Below are 14820 nucleotides of genomic sequence, written 5' to 3'. Positions count from 1 at the left end.
ATCACCCGTCGCCAGGCGCTTCCACGAGCGATTTCAACCGCTCCAGGCGGATGTCCCATTGCTGCGACATCCGCTCCAGGTGAGCGCGCAGAGCGGCGATCCGTTCACTGCGCACCTGCCAGTGCCGGTCGCGTCCGACGCGAAAGCTGTCGATCAGGCCCGCGCCTTCGAGTACGCGCAGATGCTTGGTCAGTCCCTGCCGTGAAATACCCTGTCTGGCGTCGGTCAGCGTGACGGTTGCCATGGGGCCGCGTTCGCAGAGCCGCTCTATGATCGACAGCCGGCATGGGTCTCCGAGAGCAGCGAACAGAGGGGCAGTCGCGGCGGGCAGGCCCGCGTCGCGGCTCATCGTGCGCCCTGCTCCCCGTGAAGAGCGAGATAGCGTTCGATCAGCCCGGTCTGGTGCTCCCACCCGCCGTCGTTCGACTTCAACGCTTCTGCGCGGCGGCCGACCGGAAGCTGGTCGAAACCGGTCTCCGTGATCGTGAGCAGAGTACCGTCCGGGACCTCCGTCAGTGCGAAGGTGACGAGCGTCGTCGGCTCGTCATCATAGTCCCTGGCCGGATCGATCGCGAATGGATGCCAGCGGAATGCAAACAGGTGCATCGGCTCGATACGCTCGATCCTGATGCGAAACGGCGCGCCCCGGTGCGGTTCCTGCAGGCGCGCGACATCGGGGTCGACCCGGGTCGGCACGATCCGACCGGCTGCATCTTGCCCTGCGGTAAAAGGTCCATCGATCTCGGCACCGAACCAGATTCCGAACTGCGCAGGTTCGCTGATCGCGCGCCACACCCTTTCGCGTGACGCCTTCAACACGATCTTCTTTTCGATGCGGTCCTGTTCCATGAGCAACCTCCGGGTTGCGCGCTTTATTATCATCGAAAATTTTTCCACGCAACCTGAAGGTTGCGCGCCGAGTCATCGGTCAGCTCTCAGAGCAAGTTTACACCCACTTTTCCGAAGAAGGTGCCGCTGTCCAGATGGCGGTAGGCATCCGCCAGGCGCTCGAGATCGTAGACCGCATCAACCACCGGGCGGATAGCATGGCTTGCGATAAAGCTCGTCATTGCCTCATGCTGGTCGCGGTTGCCGACGCCGATGGGGGCGACGTTCACATCGGTCTGGCCCATGCGGGTCCAGCTGAAGTCGGACGCCAGCATGCCGATCGCGGAGAGTTGGCCGCCGGGGGCGAGGAGCGCGGCGTTGTCGTCGAACTGCACCGCGCCCACGGTGTCTATGACGTTGGCGATCGGCCGGTCGCCCAGCGCCTTGCGGACCTCGGAGGCCCAATCGGGCGAGGCGCGATAGTCGATGCAGAGGTCCGCGCCGAGGCTCGCCGCGCGGGCCAGCTTGGCGGGGGACGAGGAGGTGATAGCCACCCTGGCGCCCATTGCCCTGGCCAGTTGCAGCGCCGCGATCGCGACGCCGCCGGTGCCGTGGGCGAGCACCCAGTCCCCGGGCGCGGTCGGCCGGAAGGCGGTGAGCGCCGACCAGGCGGTCAGGCCCGCGCAGGCCAGCGTCGCGCCTTCGAAGTCGCCGAGTTCGTCCGGGAGGCGGCACAGGCTTTCCGCCGAAAACACCGCGTACTGGCGCGCGACGCCATCGATCGGGCCGCCAAGCATGCGCGGGTCGGGCGTCGATCCGTTCAGCCAGAACGGCGCGAAGATCGGCACCACCCGCTCGCCAACCGCGACGCGGGTGACGCCTTCGCCGAGCGCCACCACTTCCGCCGCGCCGCACGAGAGCGGCACGACCTCGGGTTCCTTGCCGAGGCCGGGGATCAGGCCCTTGGCGACGATCAGGTCGCGGAAGTTCAGTGTCGCCGCACGGATGCGGACCAGCGCTTCGCCGGGGCCGGGCTCGGGCGTGGCGACCTCTCGGATCGCGATGGTGGCGATGCCCTTGCCGCTTTCGATCGTCGCCTGCTTCACTGAGCTTCCTCCCTTGCGTGCATGTCGTCGCAACCGAAACCTCGTCGTTCCCGCGAAGGCGGGAAGGACGAAGGTGGTTGAACTCAAGGCAACCTCGCCAGCGAACCTAGCCCACCACCACCCCCGCGCGCAGCCGGAATCCGGTGCGCTCGGGCGATGGCTTTGCCTGCCGCGGCGCAGCGATGTGACTGGGCCGTCGCTGCGCGTCCTCGCGCCTTTTCGGGCGCTCCGGGGCGCTGCTAGGCCGTTCGGCGAGGACAACCGGGAGAGGGCAGGCGCGATGCAGGGGATCGGCGACAATCGGCCCGAACGGCTCTCGATAGTCGCCGGGCCCCCGCTCGCGGACGAGCCGGGGCAGGGTGCGCATACGATCGGCGGTTACTTGCGCGAGGTCGTGGCCCGTCATGGCCCGCGCGAGGCCGTCATCCTGCGCAAGGGCGCGCATCGCCTGTCATGGAGCTACGAAGACCTGCTCGCCCGCTCGCTCGAGATGGCGCGCGCGCTGGTAGCCTGCGGGCTGGGGAAGGGCGAGCGCGTCGGTATCCTGATGACCAACCGGCCGGAGTTCCTGTCCAGCCTGTTCGGCATCGCGCTGGCGGGCGGGGTGCCCGCAGCGCTCAGCACGTTCTCGACCCGGCCCGAGATGGATCACCTCCTGCGCGCCTCCGAAGTCTCGATCCTGCTGTTCGAGCAGCAGGTGCTCAAGAAGGACTTCGCCGCGATGCTGGCCGAGCTGGAGCCGGGCATCGCCGCAGGCTCGCCGGGCGGACTGACCTCGACGCGCTATCCCTACCTGCGCCGCCTCGTTTCGCTGGGCGGGGTGCCGGGCGACGTCGAGCCGCCGGAGGCTCACGCGGGCGGGGCGGTGGAAACCTGGGACCAGTTCCTCGCCCACGGCCAGACCATCGAAGAGGCCCTCGTGCTCGCCCGCGCCGACGCCGTGAATCCGGCGGAGACCGGCGGGCTGTTCTTCTCCTCGGGCACCACCAGCCTGCCCAAGGGCATCGTTCATGCGCAGCGCGCCTTCGCGATCCAGTGGTGGCGCTGGCCGCGCCTGTTCGCGATGCACGAACCCGTGCGCAGCTGGACCGGCAATGGCTTCTTCTGGTCGGGCAACGTCTCGATGGTGGTGGGCACGGCCTTCTCGACCGGCGGCGCGGTGATCCTGCAGCGCACCTTCGAGGCCGACGAGGCGCTGACGCTGGCCGAGCAGGAGCGGGTCACGTTCCTCAATGGCCGCCCGCACCAGTGGGCGCGCCTCACCGCCTCGCCGCTGTGGAAGGGAGCCGACCTCTCCAGCCTGAAATACATCACCCGCGGCGAGATGATCTGGCCGCACCCGACCGTCGATACCGACTGGGATGTGCCGATGTCGTTCGGCTGCACCGAGACGATGACGATCTGCACCTCGTTCGTTGCCGACGACGCCGAGGCCCGCGTCGAGGGCGCCTTCGGCTCGCCGCTGCCGGGCAATGTGCTAAAGATCGTCGAGCCGATATCGGGCCGACCGGTGCCGTTGGGACAGGTCGGCGAGATGTGCATCAAAGGACCGACGCTGATGTCGGGCTACCTCGGCAAGACGCCGGAGGCGTGCCTCGATGCCGAAGGTTTTTTCTGCACCGGCGACGGGGGGCGGGTGGACGAGGCGGGACGGTTCTTCTGGGAAGGGCGGCTTACCGACATGATAAAGACCGGGGGCGCGAACGTCTCCCCGCTCGAGGTGGACGACGTGATCGCGCGGATTCCGGGGGTGAAACGCACCCAGACGGTGGGCGTGCCAGACGACCTGCTCGGCGAGATGGTGGTCGCCTGCATCGTCCCGCTCGACGGCGCGCAGGTGCTGGAAGCGGAGGTCATCTCGCGCTGCAGGGCCGAGATCGCCAGCTTCAAGGTGCCGCGCCATGTCCTGTTCTTCAGCGACGAGGATTACGCCATCACCGGCAGCGAGAAGGTCAAGTCAAGCCAGGTTCGCAAGCTCGCCGTGCGCCGCCTCGCGGGCGATACCGCCGAGGCGTTTCGCTCGCCCTTGCAAGGTCCGGCGTGACAGGTACTGAACCTCTGTTCAGCCCCAATTCCCGCCGGGGCTACAAGGCCAAGCCGTTCGAGAGAGGACTCATGAGCCAGACGCTAGAAAACAGGGCGAGCCCCGATGCCGCCACCCAGCTCGACATCTATCGCCGCATGGTGCGGATCGAGCGGAACGACGAATTCACCCGGACCCAGATCCGCCGTGGCCGCATCACCGCGCCCTACTATTCGGCGCGCGGCCAGGAAGTGATCCCCTCCACCCTGTCGAACCTGATGACCGACGACGACGTGATCTGCACGATCTATCGCGGCATCCACGACATGGTCGCCAAGGGCATGCCGCTCCGCCCGCTCTGGGCCGAGATCTGCGGCCGCGTCGACGGCACCTGCAAGGGCAAGGGCGGCCCGATGCACCTCACCCACCCGGAAACCGGCGTGATGGTGACCACGGGCATCGTCGGCTCCTCGATGCCGATCGCCAACGGCTTCGCCTGGGCCTCGCTGCTCGACGGTTCGAAGCGCGTGACGATCGCCTACTTCGGCGACGGCGCCAGCAACATCGGCGCGTTCCACGAATCGCTGAACCTGGCCTCGGTGTGGAAGCTGCCGGTCATCTTCGTCTGCTCCAACAACGGTTTCGCCGAGCATACCCGCTACGAGAACGGCACTTCGGTGGACTTCATTTCGAAGCGCGCGATCGGCTACGGCATGCCGGGTTATACCGTCGACGGCAACGATCCGTTCGACATGTACGCCCACGCCCACGCCGCGATCGAGCGGGCGCGTGCCGGTGAAGGCCCGACCCTGCTCGAGTGCAAGACCTTCCGCTTCATGGGTCACGTCTTCGGCGACGCCGACACGTACATGACCAAGGAAGAAAAGGACGCGGCGCTCGCCAAGGACCCGCTGGTCCTGTTCCGCCAGCTGCTGATCGACACCGGCGTCGCCACCGAGGACGAGCTGGAAGCGATCAAGACCGCGGCCGAGGCGGAAGTCCAGGATGCGATCGATTTCGCCTTCGAGAGTGGATATGCGTCGGTGGACGAACTGCGCCGCGACGTCTTTGCCGAGGAGATTCCGGCATGAGCACCGAAACCGCAGCACAGACGACCGAAATGCTGAAGATGACCGGACAGGCCGCCGTGAGCGCGGCGCTGTTCCAGGCCATGGAGGAAGACCCCAAGGTCCTCGTCTTCGGCGAGGACGTGGCCGACCGCGAAGGCGGCGGCGTGATGGGCACCACGCGCGGGCTGTCGGCCAAGTTCGGCGACATGCGCGTGCGCTCGACCCCGATTGCCGAGCAGTCGATCATCGGCGCCGCCGTCGGCGCGGCGATGGCCGGCTACAAGCCGGTGGCCGAGATCATGCTGATGAACTTCATCACCGTGGCCATGGACATGGTGGTCAACCACGCCGCGAAGCTGCGCTTCATGTCGGGCGGGCAGAGTCAGGTTCCGCTGGTGATCCGCACCCTGACCGGCGCCGGCTGGCAGACCGCCGGCCAGCACTCGGACCACTACGAGGGCTGGTTCGCGCACACGGCGGGCATCAAGGTCGTCGCCCCCGCCACCCCGGCGGACTACAAGGGCCTGCTGCTCTCGGCGATCCAGGATCCCGATCCGGTCCTGTTCATCGAGAACAGCCGCACCATGTTCGTCCCCGGCGACGTCGCGGCCGACCAGGGCCCGATCCCGCTCGGCAAGGCGCGCGTCGCCCGCGAAGGCACGCACATCTCGCTGATCACCTACTCGGGCATGGTCGCCAACTGCCTCGCCGCGGCGGCCGAACTCGAAACGCAGGGCATCTCCGCCGAGGTGATCGACCTGCGCACGGTCTCGCCCTGGGACAAGGACGCCGTCCTCGCTTCCGCCGAAAAGACCGGCCGCGCCATCGTCGTCCACGAGGCGGTGCGCCACTTCGGTCCGGGCGGCGAAATCGCCTCGACCATCCAGGAAGTGCTGTTCCGCAAGCTCAAGGCGCCGGTCCGCCGCCTCGGCGCGCCGTACAGCCCGGTGCCGTTCGCCAAGGTGCTGGAAGACGCCTTCCTCGTGCAGCCGGCCGACATCGCCGCCGCCGCCAAGGCGCTCTGCGAATACGACTGACCGGCGCGTAGCAGGACGGTACGACATGCCCCTCTCCCGGTTACTCGGGGGAGGGGTTTGTCATTTGCCGCCATGCGTGATTCGTCATCCCCGCGAAGGCGGGGCCATTTGACGTAACTTCCTTAGGCGATGTCCGGAGGGTTCCTGCCTGCGGGGGCATGACGAAGAACAGAAGCGTCAGTTCACGAACGCCTGCTCGCGCTTTTCGGGACGGATGTAGATCGAGGTGATCTTCGGCGACAGCGCCTTCATCCGCGTCTCCAGGTCCTCGATCAACGTCTCCGCCTCGCCCATCGGGAGATCGTCAGCGAAGTCGGCGCTGATGGCGACGAAGACCGCGTCTGGGCCGGTGTGGACGGTGCGGACGTGATTGACCGAGGTGATGCAGGCGTTGCCGTCCATCACCGCGCGCAGTTGCTCGATCAGCAACGGGTCCGCGGCCTCGCCGATGAGCAGTCCCTTCGATTCGCGTGCCAGCAGCACCGCGACGCCTGCAAGCACCAGGCCGATGAGCACCGACGCCGCGCCGTCGAGGCGCGCGTCGTTGAAATAGCCGCTCGCCCAGATCCCCAGCGCGGCGACGACGAGGCCGACCAGCGCCGCACTGTCCTCGAACAGGACGATGAAGCCCGGCGGGTCCTTCGAGCGGCGGACCGCCTGCCACCAGCCCTGTCCCGCGCGCCCGGCGTTGAATTCGCGCACCGCCAGCGCCCATGACGTGCCCTCCATCGCGAAGGCCACGCCCAGCACGATATAGCTGAGCGTCGGGTCGGCGATCGGGTGCGGGTCCTGGATATGGACGATGCCCTCGTAGATCGAGATGCCCGCGCCGCCCGCGAAGATCAGGATGGCGACGACGAAGGCCCAGAAATAAAGCTCGCGCCCGTAGCCGAACGGGTGGGCGGCGTCGGGCACCTTCTTCGCGCGGCGCTGGCCGTAGAGCAGTAGCACCTGGTTGCCGCTGTCGACCAGCGAGTGGACGCCCTCGGTCGCCATGGCGGACGAGCCGCCGATGCCCGCCGCCGCGAACTTGGCAATGGCGATCCCGACGTTGGCGGCTAGCGCGCCGTAGAGGACGATGTTGTCGCGGATATGCCCGGATGCGCCGGGCTCGGATGGTGTGGCCATGCGGGCGACAACGTGCGGCGAGGAGTTGCGTTGCGTGGGGGGGGCTTCACGTCGTCCCCGCCTTCGCGGGGACGACGGATCAGGCTAGCGCGGCCAGCGCCTCGCGCCCGCTGCGCTCGTTCCAAAGGTCGGACGGGCCGCAGAGCTGCAGGTTGAGCATCGCGCGCTTCATGAAGCGGTGGATGGGGTGTTCCTCCGTCAGGCCGATGCCGCCGTGAAGCTGGATCGCCTCCTCGGTGACAAAGGCGAGCGCCTCCGCCGCAAGCGTCTTGGCGGCGCCGAGCTGGGTTAGGGTCGCTTCCTCGTCGCGGACGCGGTTCCACAGCAGGGCCTCGGCGATGACGATGCGCGTCTTCATGTCCGCGGCGCGGTGCTTGAGCGCCTGGAACATGGCGATCGGCCGGTCGAACTGGCGGCGCATCTTCATGTATTCGATGGTGAGATCGAGCGCCGCGTTCGCAGCACCGAGGCAGTCGGCGGCGATGGCGAGGTGCGCCTCCGGCGACAGCGCGTCGTGCAGCGCGGCGGCGCCCGCCGCATCGGTCAGGGCGAGGGAGGGGTCTGAAGCGTACCCATCCAGGACGACGTCGAACAGGCGGCGGCTCGGGTCCCAGATCGGGCGCTCGACCACGCTCACGCCGGGCGCGTCGGTGGGGACCAGCGCGTAGCCGGCGGGCAGTTTCGCCACGATTGCGACGGCCATGTCTGCGTCGAACACGCCGCCGATGGTGCCGGCCATCGTGCCGTCCGCCGCCGTTTCCAGCCGGGCGGGCAGGAGGTGCAGCGGGGCGTAATCGCCGCCAGCGAGGCGTTCGATCCACTCGGCGCGGTCCTGCAGGACTTCGCTCGCGAGTACCGCCTGCAGGCCAAGCTGCGCGGGGATCAGCGGCGTGGTCGCCAGAACCCGGCCCATCTCGAAGTGGATCGCGGTCGAGGCTTCGCGCCCCAGCCCAAGCCCGCCGTCGTCCTCGGGCAGGCGGACCATCAGCCAGCCCATCTCGGCGACCAGCTGCCAGCTCTCGTCGCGCGAGGGGGAGAGTGCGTCGGCGGGGAAGGCCTTCTGCGCGGCGTCGGTGAGTTCGTTGAGTTCGATCATGTCAGAGGACCCAGCCCTTCGGCTCGCGCGGCATGTCGAGCATGCGTTCGGCGATGATGTTGCGCTGCACTTCCTCACTGCCCCCGGCGATGGTCCAGGCGTAGGAGTTCATGAAGTCCGCCATCCAGTTGCCGGTGTTGAGGTCGCCGAAGGTGATCGGCGCGATGTACTGCTCGTCGATGCCGCCAAGGCGCAGGCCGAGCTTGGAGTAGGCCCGCAGCGCCCGGCTGTAGCTGTTCTTGACGATCGAGGCGTCGCCGATACGCTCGATGCCCCTGATGCGGTTGTCGAGGAACTGGTCGGCGATGGCGCAGACGGCGTCTACTTGCGTGACCAGTTCGCCGAAGTCGCGCAGCACGCCGCGGTCCTCGCCGTGGCCGTAGTCGCGCACCAGCGCGGCGACGCGGCCCAGCGCGCCGCGCATGCGGTAGCTGAGTTCCATCAGCGTGAGGCCGCGCTCGGAGGCGAGCGTCGCCTGCGCCACTGCCCAGCCCTTGCCCTCCTCACCGACACGCTCGGATACGGGGATTTCGACGTTGTCGAGGAAGATCTCGGCGAACTCCTCGTCGCCCTGGATCTGGTGGATCGGGCGCACCGAGACGCCGGGCGCGTCCATGTCCATCAGCAGGTAGGTGATGCCGGCCTGCTTCACCCCGTCCGACGAGGTGCGCACCAGCAGCAGGCACTTCTGCGCGAACTGGGCCATCGTCGACCAGACCTTCTGGCCGTTGACGACATAGACCTCGCGGCCATCGCGCGTCTCTCGCACCGCCTTGGTCTTGATCGCGGCAAGGTCTGATCCCGCCCCCGGCTCGGAGAAGCCCTGGCACCATGTCTCCCCCTCAAGAATACGGGGAAGGTAACGCGCCTGCTGCTCCTCGCTGGCACATTCGTGGAGTGTCGCGAAGGCGTGATAGGTGGAGACGAACGAAAGCAGCAGCCGAGGGCAGTCAGCCTTGGCGAGTTCCTCGTAGATGACCTTCTGCTCGGCCAGGCTGCGGCCGCCGCCGGGGAAGCGTGCCGGCCAGTGCGGGATCGCGTAGCCGGCCTTCACCAGTTTCGCGAACCAGCCCTGCTGAGTGGCGACGAAATCGTCCTGCGTACGGCTGGCGTCGCGCCAGCCGGTCGGGGCCTCGGCTTGGAGGAAGGCGCGCACTTCGGAACGCAGCGCGGCGAGATCGGGCGTATCGGTCATGGATTACGTCCAAGCACGGCGGCCGGACGCGCGTCCAGAACGGGCGGTACGCGCGGGCGATATCGCGGGGCTAGACGGCGATCTCGATGACATCGCCGTCGATCCGCACCTCGTAGGTCTCGATCGGCATCGAGGCGGGCGGATTGAGCGGCTTGCCGGTCTCGAGGTCGAAGCGGGCGCCGTGTACGGGGCAGGAGATCCAGCCAGCGCGGACGCGGCCGCATTCAAGCGTCTCGTAGGCGTGACTGCACAAGTTGCGTACCGCGAAGATGCGGTCTTTGGTGTTGACCAGAATCACGCCGACGCCGTTTACTTCGACCACTTTCTTGCCGCCTGCCGGAATCTCGTCCAGCTTCGCCACGGCGACGAATGCCTTTTCGCTCATTGTGCTGTTTCGACTTTCTGCATCGTTCGTCCCTGCTTCGCACGACCTCATGGCGCAAGCGCGCCGCGGACGCCAGAGCAGGGCCAAGCAACTCGCAGTACCCCGGCGGTCATTTCTAGGGCAAGCCGTGGACGCGATAAGGAGCGCACGAGGGCATCAACGCCCCGTCAGGGAGAGTGAGCCGGTGGCCTTTGCGGAAACCTTCGATGTCGTCGTGGTCGGGTCGGGCGCGGCCGGGGCGATGGCGGCGCTGCGCAGCGCGGACCTGGGCATGAAAGTGCTGATCGTGGAGAAGGCGCACAAGTTCGGCGGTACCTCGGCGACTTCGGGCGGAGTGATGTGGATACCCAACCATGGGCTCGACGGCGAAGTGGGCGACAGCCGCGCCTCGGCGCTCGAATACCTTGACGCGACGATCGGTAAGCCGGTGAACCGCGAACGACTGGAGGCTTTCGTCGATGAAGCCCCGAAGATGCTGCAGTACCTGAAATCTACCGGCGTTGCGGTCTTGGCGGCGGCGTGGCCCGACTATTTTCCGGGCCGTCCCGGCGCCCGCGCCGACCGCTCGGTGATCGTGCCGACCTTCGACGGGCGCAGACTGGGCGACGGGCGCTATGCCCTGATGCGCGAGCAGTACAACCGCTTCAAGCTGTTTGGCCGCTACGCCATGGATCTCACCGAGACCTTCGCTTTGATGATGCAGTCGAAGGGCTGGCGCACCGTCGCGGGCAAGATGATCGGGCGCTACTGGATGGACCGGGGCACCCGCAAGGTCTCGCACCGCGACAAGCGTTTTACGCAAGGCGCGGCGCTGATGGGCGCGACGTACGAGCAGGTTTTCAGGCGAGGCGTGGAACTGCGGCTGGAGACGAAGCTCGACCGTCTGACCGTCGACGAAGGTGGGCGGATCACCGGGGTCGAAGTCTCCAGCTTCGGGCGCAGTTACGCGGTCGAGGCGCGGCACGGCGTGGTCCTAGCCGCGGGCGGGTTCGAGTGGAACCAGGAACTGCGCGACCGCTTCTTCCCGGTCCCCGGCCTGACCCGGCACTCCTCCACGCCCGAGGACGGCAACCGGGGAGAGGCCCTGATCGCCGCCGAAGCGGTCGGGGCCAGCACCGAGCATACCGAGCAGGGCTGGTGGATTCCCACCATGACGCTGCCGATGAAGGGCGCCGCGAACTTCCACGAGATCCATCAGGCCGCCTTCGACGTCGGCCGCCCATGGAGCGTGGTCGTCAATCGCAAGGGGCTGCGCTTCGTTGACGAGGCGTGCGGATACGACCAGTTCGGGCAGGCGATGGTCCGCGATCAGGAGGCCAGCGGCGCCAACATGCCGTGCTGGCTGATCTTTGACGCCAAGTTCCGCCGCAAGTTCAGCGCGGGGGGGCTCATGCCCACGGTCCACACGCCCGAGAAGAAAGTCCCCGCCGACTGGTGGGATCATTACGTCTTCCGGGCCGACACGATCGAGGAACTTGCCCGCAAGATCCACGTCCCGGTCGACGCCGTGCGCCAGACCGTCGCGAAGATGAATGCCTATGCCGCCACCGGCATCGACCCCGAATTCGGGCGCGGCATGAACCCCTACGACCAGATGTTCGGCGACCCCAGTTCCAAGCCCAATCCCAACCTCGGCCCCATCGATACCGCGCCATACTATGCGGTCCCGATCAACAACGGCGATCTCGGCACCAAGGGCGGCCTGAGGTGTGACGCGCGGGCGCGGGTGCTAGACCATTCGGGCACGCCGATCCCGGGTCTCTATGCGGCGGGCAACAATGCGGGCACGCCGTTCGGGGACACCTACCCCGGAGCGGGGGCGACGATCGGGCCGGGCATGACCTTCGGCTACATCGCCGCCAACGACATCGCCGAGCGTTCGGGTAACCAGCGGGCGGCGGCGGGTGTGCGCGAAGCGGCGGCGGTTTGAGACGCGCGAAGGCGGGGATCCCGCTTTTCTGGCGCCAAAACGCAAAGGCCCACCAGCAATGAACGGAGCGAATGAATGCAAGGCAAGGTAGCGATCATCACCGGCGCGGCGGGGGGGATCGGCGAGGCGATCGTGCGGACGCTGGGAGCCAAGGGCGTGAAGGTGCTCGGCACCGGACGCAACGCGGGCAAGCTCGGCAACCTCAAGGACAAGCTGGCCGGCAGCGTAGAGTTCGATTTCGTCGCCGTCGACGCCACCGCCGCCGATGCCCCCACACGGATCGTCGGCGGCGCGGTGGAAAAGTTCGGCCGCCTCGATGTGCTGGTCAACAACGCCGGCTCATTCAACTTCGGCCCGGTGGACCAGACCACCGACGACATGCTCGACGAAGTGCTGAACATCTCGCTTCGCGCGCCCTTCCGCCTCTGCCGCGAGGCGCTGGGGACGATGGGCGAGGGCGCCTCGATCCTGTTCATCGGCTCAACCTGGGGCCTCTACGGCACGCCGGGCGGAGGCGCCTATTCCACGGTGAAGGCGGGCCAGATCGGCCTCATGCAGACCCTCGCCGCCGAATACGGGCCGCGCGGCGTGCGTGCCAACTACGTCGCGCCGACCGTGGTACGCACCGAGATGACCGACGCCTTCTGGGACCTCGACTTCTTCCGCCGCACCAACCACGAACTGACCCCGCTCCAGCGCGACTGCTCTGCAGCGGACATCGGCAACATGGTCGCCTTCCTCGCCTCCGACGAGGCGGGGTTCGTCAACGGCCAGACCATCGCGGTCGACGGCGGCATTTCGACCACCCGCTACCTCTCTCCGGCGGCGCTGGCGCGGTAGGACATTCGTCGGGGCGGTAAACGGGGGCGCACCCTTGTTCGCGCAGGCAGGCTGGGTCTAACCCACCGCCAGAGGACTGGAGAGCGCCGCGCCGATGCAATTCGAATGGACCCCCGAGCAGGACGCCTTCCGGCACAAGATCCGGGACTTCCTGCACGACAACCTGCCGGAAGACTGGGAGAAGTTCTCCGAGCATGGCCCCGCGTCCCCCGCGCTGACCGCCTTCGCGCGCGAGTTCTGCGTGAAGCTCGCCGATGCCGGCATCCTGTTCCCGCACTGGCCGGTCGAGATGGGCGGCGAAGGGCTGGGCCCTTGGGAGCAGCAGATCCTCGCCGAGGAGATGTGGATCGCGGGCGAGCCGCGCGGCGGCCAGTACATGAACGTCAACTGGATCGGCCCGACCCTCCAGAAGTACGGCACCGAGGAGCAGAAGGCGCGCTACCTCGAGCCGATCACCAGGGGCCAGTCGCTGTGGTGCCAGGGCTTTTCCGAGCCCGACGCCGGCTCCGACCTCGCCTCGCTGCGGACGCGGGCCACTTTGACTGACGGTAACTACGTCATCAACGGCCAGAAGATCTGGACCAGTTACGCGGGCCTTGCCGACACCTGCTTCCTGCTGACGCGCACCAGCGACGACCGCAAGAAGGGCATCACCATCATCCTGGTGCCGATGGATACGCCCGGTATCACCGTGCGCCAGATCCCCTCGTTGATCGGCGAGGGCGACATCCACGAAGTCTTCTTCGACGATGTGACCGTACCCGAGACCGCTCGCTTCGGCGAGGAAGGCCAAGCCTGGGAGATCGTCGCCTATTCGCTCCGCAACGAGCGCCTGGGCATCCCGCGCTTCACGCTGGCCCGCGCCGCGCTCGACCGTGCGGTTGCGATGCTTCAGGCGCAGGGCCGCTTCGCCCGCGACTACGTTCGGATCGAGGCAGCGCGATGCGCGGCGCTGTGCGAGGCGGCGGGGACGGCCAACTACGCCGTCGTCCAGAAGCGCGTCGATGGTCTTGCCATCGGCGCGGAATCGAGTTCGGCGCGCTACGCCACGGTCATGGCCGAGCGAGCGGTGTGCGAATTCGTCATCGAGTTCGTGCCCGAGGCGCTGGCCGGTGCCTCGCCCTACCTCAAGATGCATCACCAGCGCGGCATCGTCGCCGGCGTCGCTGCCGGGTCGGCCGAGATCCAGCTCAACATCATCGCCAGCGAAGTGCTGGAACTGCCCCGGGAACCGCGCTGATGCAGCTTGCCCTCAGCGAGGACCAGACCCAGGTCCTCGACTTCATCGACGCCCTCGCGCGGCCTTACTCGACTTTGCCGATGCACGATGTGTCGCTGGCGCTGGAGAGCGCCGAGCTGGACGCCGCGCTCGTCGAGAACGGCTTCCTCGACGTCATGGCGGTCGAGGAACTCGGCCCCGTCACCGCCGCACTGGTGGTGGAGAAATTGGCGCGCCTGCCTTTCGCGGTGGAGGCGGCGGCTTCGGCTTTGGTCCGCCCGCTGATCGATCCCGACCTGCCGCGCCCGCTCTGCCTCGTCGAGGAAGGGCGCATCGGCGACCCAGTGCGCTTCTTGCGGCCCGGCGCCACGGTGGTGGTCGTGGGGCCGTCCGGGGTGCGCAGCTTCGCGGCGGACGCTAGCCTGATCGCACCCGCACAGGAGCATACGCTCTACGCCTACCCGGTCGCCATGCTGACCGGCTTGCCAGAGGCCATGACCACGCACGACGTCGCCCCCGCCGAAGTGCTGCGCGCCTGGCGCGTCGCCGTGGCGGCTGAGGCGGCGGGCCTGCTCGGTGCGGCGCTGGCAAGCACGGTAACCTACGTGTCCGAGCGCAAGCAGTTCGGCCGCCCGCTCGCGACCTTCCAGGGCATGCGGCACCGCCTTTCCGAGGACCAGGTCATCACCAACAGCGTCTACTGGCTCGCCCTGCGTGCCGCCGGGACCGGCGATGCGGGGGATGCCGCCATGGCGCTGCTCCATGCGCAGGAGGCGGCCAAGCGGGTGTGCTACGACTACCACCAGTTCCTCGGTGGCATGGGCATGACGCTCGAGCATCCGCTGCACCTGTGGACCTATCGGCTCAAGCTGCTGACGGCTGAGCTGGGCGGGCGCGGGGAGCAGGGCCTGGCGGCGGCGGAAGCGTTGTGGGGGTAGGACTCTAGACCCCGAGGGAGGGGCT

The 14820-nt window shown here is 67.8% G+C and carries 14 protein-coding genes; 7 read left to right on the top strand and 7 right to left on the bottom strand.

All coding sequences use genetic code 11. The annotated features are described in order from the left end of the window. Position 1: 1 nt before the first annotated feature. The 3 genes from AC07M9_RS08500 to AC07M9_RS08490 all read right to left on the bottom strand — a co-directional run bounded on the left by AC07M9_RS08500 (position 2) and on the right by AC07M9_RS08490 (position 1934). Complete coding sequence (locus AC07M9_RS08500; protein ID WP_494882954.1) at positions 2 to 349, bottom strand: ArsR/SmtB family transcription factor; 348 nt, start codon at positions 347 to 349, stop codon at positions 2 to 4. Then, on the bottom strand, positions 346 to 849 hold the full coding sequence (locus AC07M9_RS08495) for an SRPBCC family protein (protein WP_494882952.1): 504 nt from the start codon (positions 847 to 849) through the stop codon (positions 346 to 348). The genes AC07M9_RS08500 and AC07M9_RS08495 overlap by 4 nt, the downstream gene beginning before the upstream one ends. A gap of 86 nt (positions 850 to 935) precedes the next feature. After that, positions 936 to 1934 carry a zinc-dependent alcohol dehydrogenase family protein gene (locus AC07M9_RS08490; protein WP_494882951.1) on the bottom strand — a complete coding sequence of 333 codons (999 nt, stop codon included), beginning with the start codon at positions 1932 to 1934 and terminating at the stop codon, positions 936 to 938. Between the two features lie 280 nt (positions 1935 to 2214). Between AC07M9_RS08490 and AC07M9_RS08485 the strand changes: the two genes are divergently transcribed. From AC07M9_RS08485 to AC07M9_RS08475, 3 genes are all read left to right on the top strand, one after another. Beyond that, entirely contained in the window at positions 2215 to 3978 is a 1764-nt protein-coding gene (locus tag AC07M9_RS08485) for a class I adenylate-forming enzyme family protein (RefSeq protein WP_494882950.1), read from the top strand. A gap of 71 nt (positions 3979 to 4049) precedes the next feature. Beyond that, positions 4050 to 5048, top strand: coding sequence for a thiamine pyrophosphate-dependent dehydrogenase E1 component subunit alpha (locus AC07M9_RS08480; protein WP_494882948.1), 999 nt, complete (start codon positions 4050 to 4052; stop codon positions 5046 to 5048). Further along, the gene (locus AC07M9_RS08475; RefSeq protein WP_494882946.1) at positions 5045 to 6064 is read left to right on the top strand and encodes an alpha-ketoacid dehydrogenase subunit beta; all 1020 of its coding nucleotides are present in this window, start codon (positions 5045 to 5047) and stop codon (positions 6062 to 6064) included. Before AC07M9_RS08480 ends, AC07M9_RS08475 begins: the two co-directional genes overlap by 4 nt. Before the next feature lie 177 nt (positions 6065 to 6241). Here the strand turns inward: AC07M9_RS08475 and AC07M9_RS08470 are convergent, their stop codons facing one another. From AC07M9_RS08470 to AC07M9_RS08455, 4 genes are all read right to left on the bottom strand, one after another. Beyond that, positions 6242 to 7192 carry a cation diffusion facilitator family transporter gene (locus AC07M9_RS08470; RefSeq protein WP_494882944.1) on the bottom strand — a complete coding sequence of 317 codons (951 nt, stop codon included), beginning with the start codon at positions 7190 to 7192 and terminating at the stop codon, positions 6242 to 6244. A 79-nt stretch (positions 7193 to 7271) separates the two neighbouring features. Then, the gene (locus AC07M9_RS08465; RefSeq protein ID WP_494882942.1) at positions 7272 to 8288 is read right to left on the bottom strand and encodes an acyl-CoA dehydrogenase family protein; all 1017 of its coding nucleotides are present in this window, start codon (positions 8286 to 8288) and stop codon (positions 7272 to 7274) included. A gap of 1 nt (position 8289) precedes the next feature. Beyond that, on the bottom strand, positions 8290 to 9483 hold the full coding sequence (locus tag AC07M9_RS08460) for an acyl-CoA dehydrogenase family protein (protein WP_494882940.1): 1194 nt from the start codon (positions 9481 to 9483) through the stop codon (positions 8290 to 8292). Positions 9484 to 9553: 70 nt separating this feature from the next. Next, complete coding sequence (locus AC07M9_RS08455; protein WP_494882938.1) at positions 9554 to 9868, bottom strand: Rieske (2Fe-2S) protein; 315 nt, start codon at positions 9866 to 9868, stop codon at positions 9554 to 9556. Between the two features lie 241 nt (positions 9869 to 10109). On the opposite strand from AC07M9_RS08455, the gene AC07M9_RS08450 reads away from it, so the two are divergent. The 4 genes from AC07M9_RS08450 (at position 10110) to AC07M9_RS08435 (ending at position 14795) form a co-directional block, all read left to right on the top strand. Continuing rightward, the gene (locus tag AC07M9_RS08450; RefSeq protein WP_494883906.1) at positions 10110 to 11798 is read left to right on the top strand and encodes an FAD-binding protein; all 1689 of its coding nucleotides are present in this window, start codon (positions 10110 to 10112) and stop codon (positions 11796 to 11798) included. A gap of 75 nt (positions 11799 to 11873) precedes the next feature. Continuing rightward, complete coding sequence (locus AC07M9_RS08445) at positions 11874 to 12638, top strand: SDR family NAD(P)-dependent oxidoreductase (RefSeq protein WP_494882936.1); 765 nt, start codon at positions 11874 to 11876, stop codon at positions 12636 to 12638. Between the two features lie 94 nt (positions 12639 to 12732). Beyond that, positions 12733 to 13878: an acyl-CoA dehydrogenase family protein gene (locus tag AC07M9_RS08440; protein WP_494882934.1), complete on the top strand. Its 1146-nt coding sequence runs from the start codon at positions 12733 to 12735 to the stop codon at positions 13876 to 13878. Continuing rightward, positions 13878 to 14795 (top strand): acyl-CoA dehydrogenase family protein, encoded by a 918-nt coding sequence (locus tag AC07M9_RS08435; protein ID WP_494882932.1) that lies wholly within the window; start codon positions 13878 to 13880, stop codon positions 14793 to 14795. Before AC07M9_RS08440 ends, AC07M9_RS08435 begins: the two co-directional genes overlap by 1 nt. Positions 14796 to 14820 lie beyond the last annotated feature (25 nt).

The organism is Novosphingobium sp. GW821-FHT09E05, assembly GCF_059416165.1.
The sequence above is the reverse complement of the archived record's forward strand: the minus strand, read 5'-3'. Positions and strand labels throughout refer to the sequence as shown.

What these genes read in the sequence shown, in the direction of transcription:
- AC07M9_RS08500 (WP_494882954.1), bottom strand. Translation starts at nt 349, where the DNA reads ATGAGCCGCGACGCGGGCCTGCCCGCCGCGACTGCCCCTCTGTTCGCT.
- AC07M9_RS08495 (WP_494882952.1), bottom strand. Translation starts at nt 849, where the DNA reads ATGGAACAGGACCGCATCGAAAAGAAGATCGTGTTGAAGGCGTCACGC.
- AC07M9_RS08485 (WP_494882950.1), top strand. Translation starts at nt 2,215, where the DNA reads ATGCAGGGGATCGGCGACAATCGGCCCGAACGGCTCTCGATAGTCGCC.
- AC07M9_RS08480 (WP_494882948.1), top strand. Translation starts at nt 4,050, where the DNA reads ATGAGCCAGACGCTAGAAAACAGGGCGAGCCCCGATGCCGCCACCCAG.
- AC07M9_RS08475 (WP_494882946.1), top strand. Translation starts at nt 5,045, where the DNA reads ATGAGCACCGAAACCGCAGCACAGACGACCGAAATGCTGAAGATGACC.
- AC07M9_RS08470 (WP_494882944.1), bottom strand. Translation starts at nt 7,192, where the DNA reads ATGGCCACACCATCCGAGCCCGGCGCATCCGGGCATATCCGCGACAAC.
- AC07M9_RS08465 (WP_494882942.1), bottom strand. Translation starts at nt 8,288, where the DNA reads ATGATCGAACTCAACGAACTCACCGACGCCGCGCAGAAGGCCTTCCCC.
- AC07M9_RS08460 (WP_494882940.1), bottom strand. Translation starts at nt 9,483, where the DNA reads ATGACCGATACGCCCGATCTCGCCGCGCTGCGTTCCGAAGTGCGCGCC.
- AC07M9_RS08455 (WP_494882938.1), bottom strand. Translation starts at nt 9,868, where the DNA reads ATGAGCGAAAAGGCATTCGTCGCCGTGGCGAAGCTGGACGAGATTCCG.
- AC07M9_RS08450 (WP_494883906.1), top strand. Translation starts at nt 10,110, where the DNA reads ATGGCGGCGCTGCGCAGCGCGGACCTGGGCATGAAAGTGCTGATCGTG.
- AC07M9_RS08445 (WP_494882936.1), top strand. Translation starts at nt 11,874, where the DNA reads ATGCAAGGCAAGGTAGCGATCATCACCGGCGCGGCGGGGGGGATCGGC.
- AC07M9_RS08440 (WP_494882934.1), top strand. Translation starts at nt 12,733, where the DNA reads ATGCAATTCGAATGGACCCCCGAGCAGGACGCCTTCCGGCACAAGATC.
- AC07M9_RS08435 (WP_494882932.1), top strand. Translation starts at nt 13,878, where the DNA reads ATGCAGCTTGCCCTCAGCGAGGACCAGACCCAGGTCCTCGACTTCATC.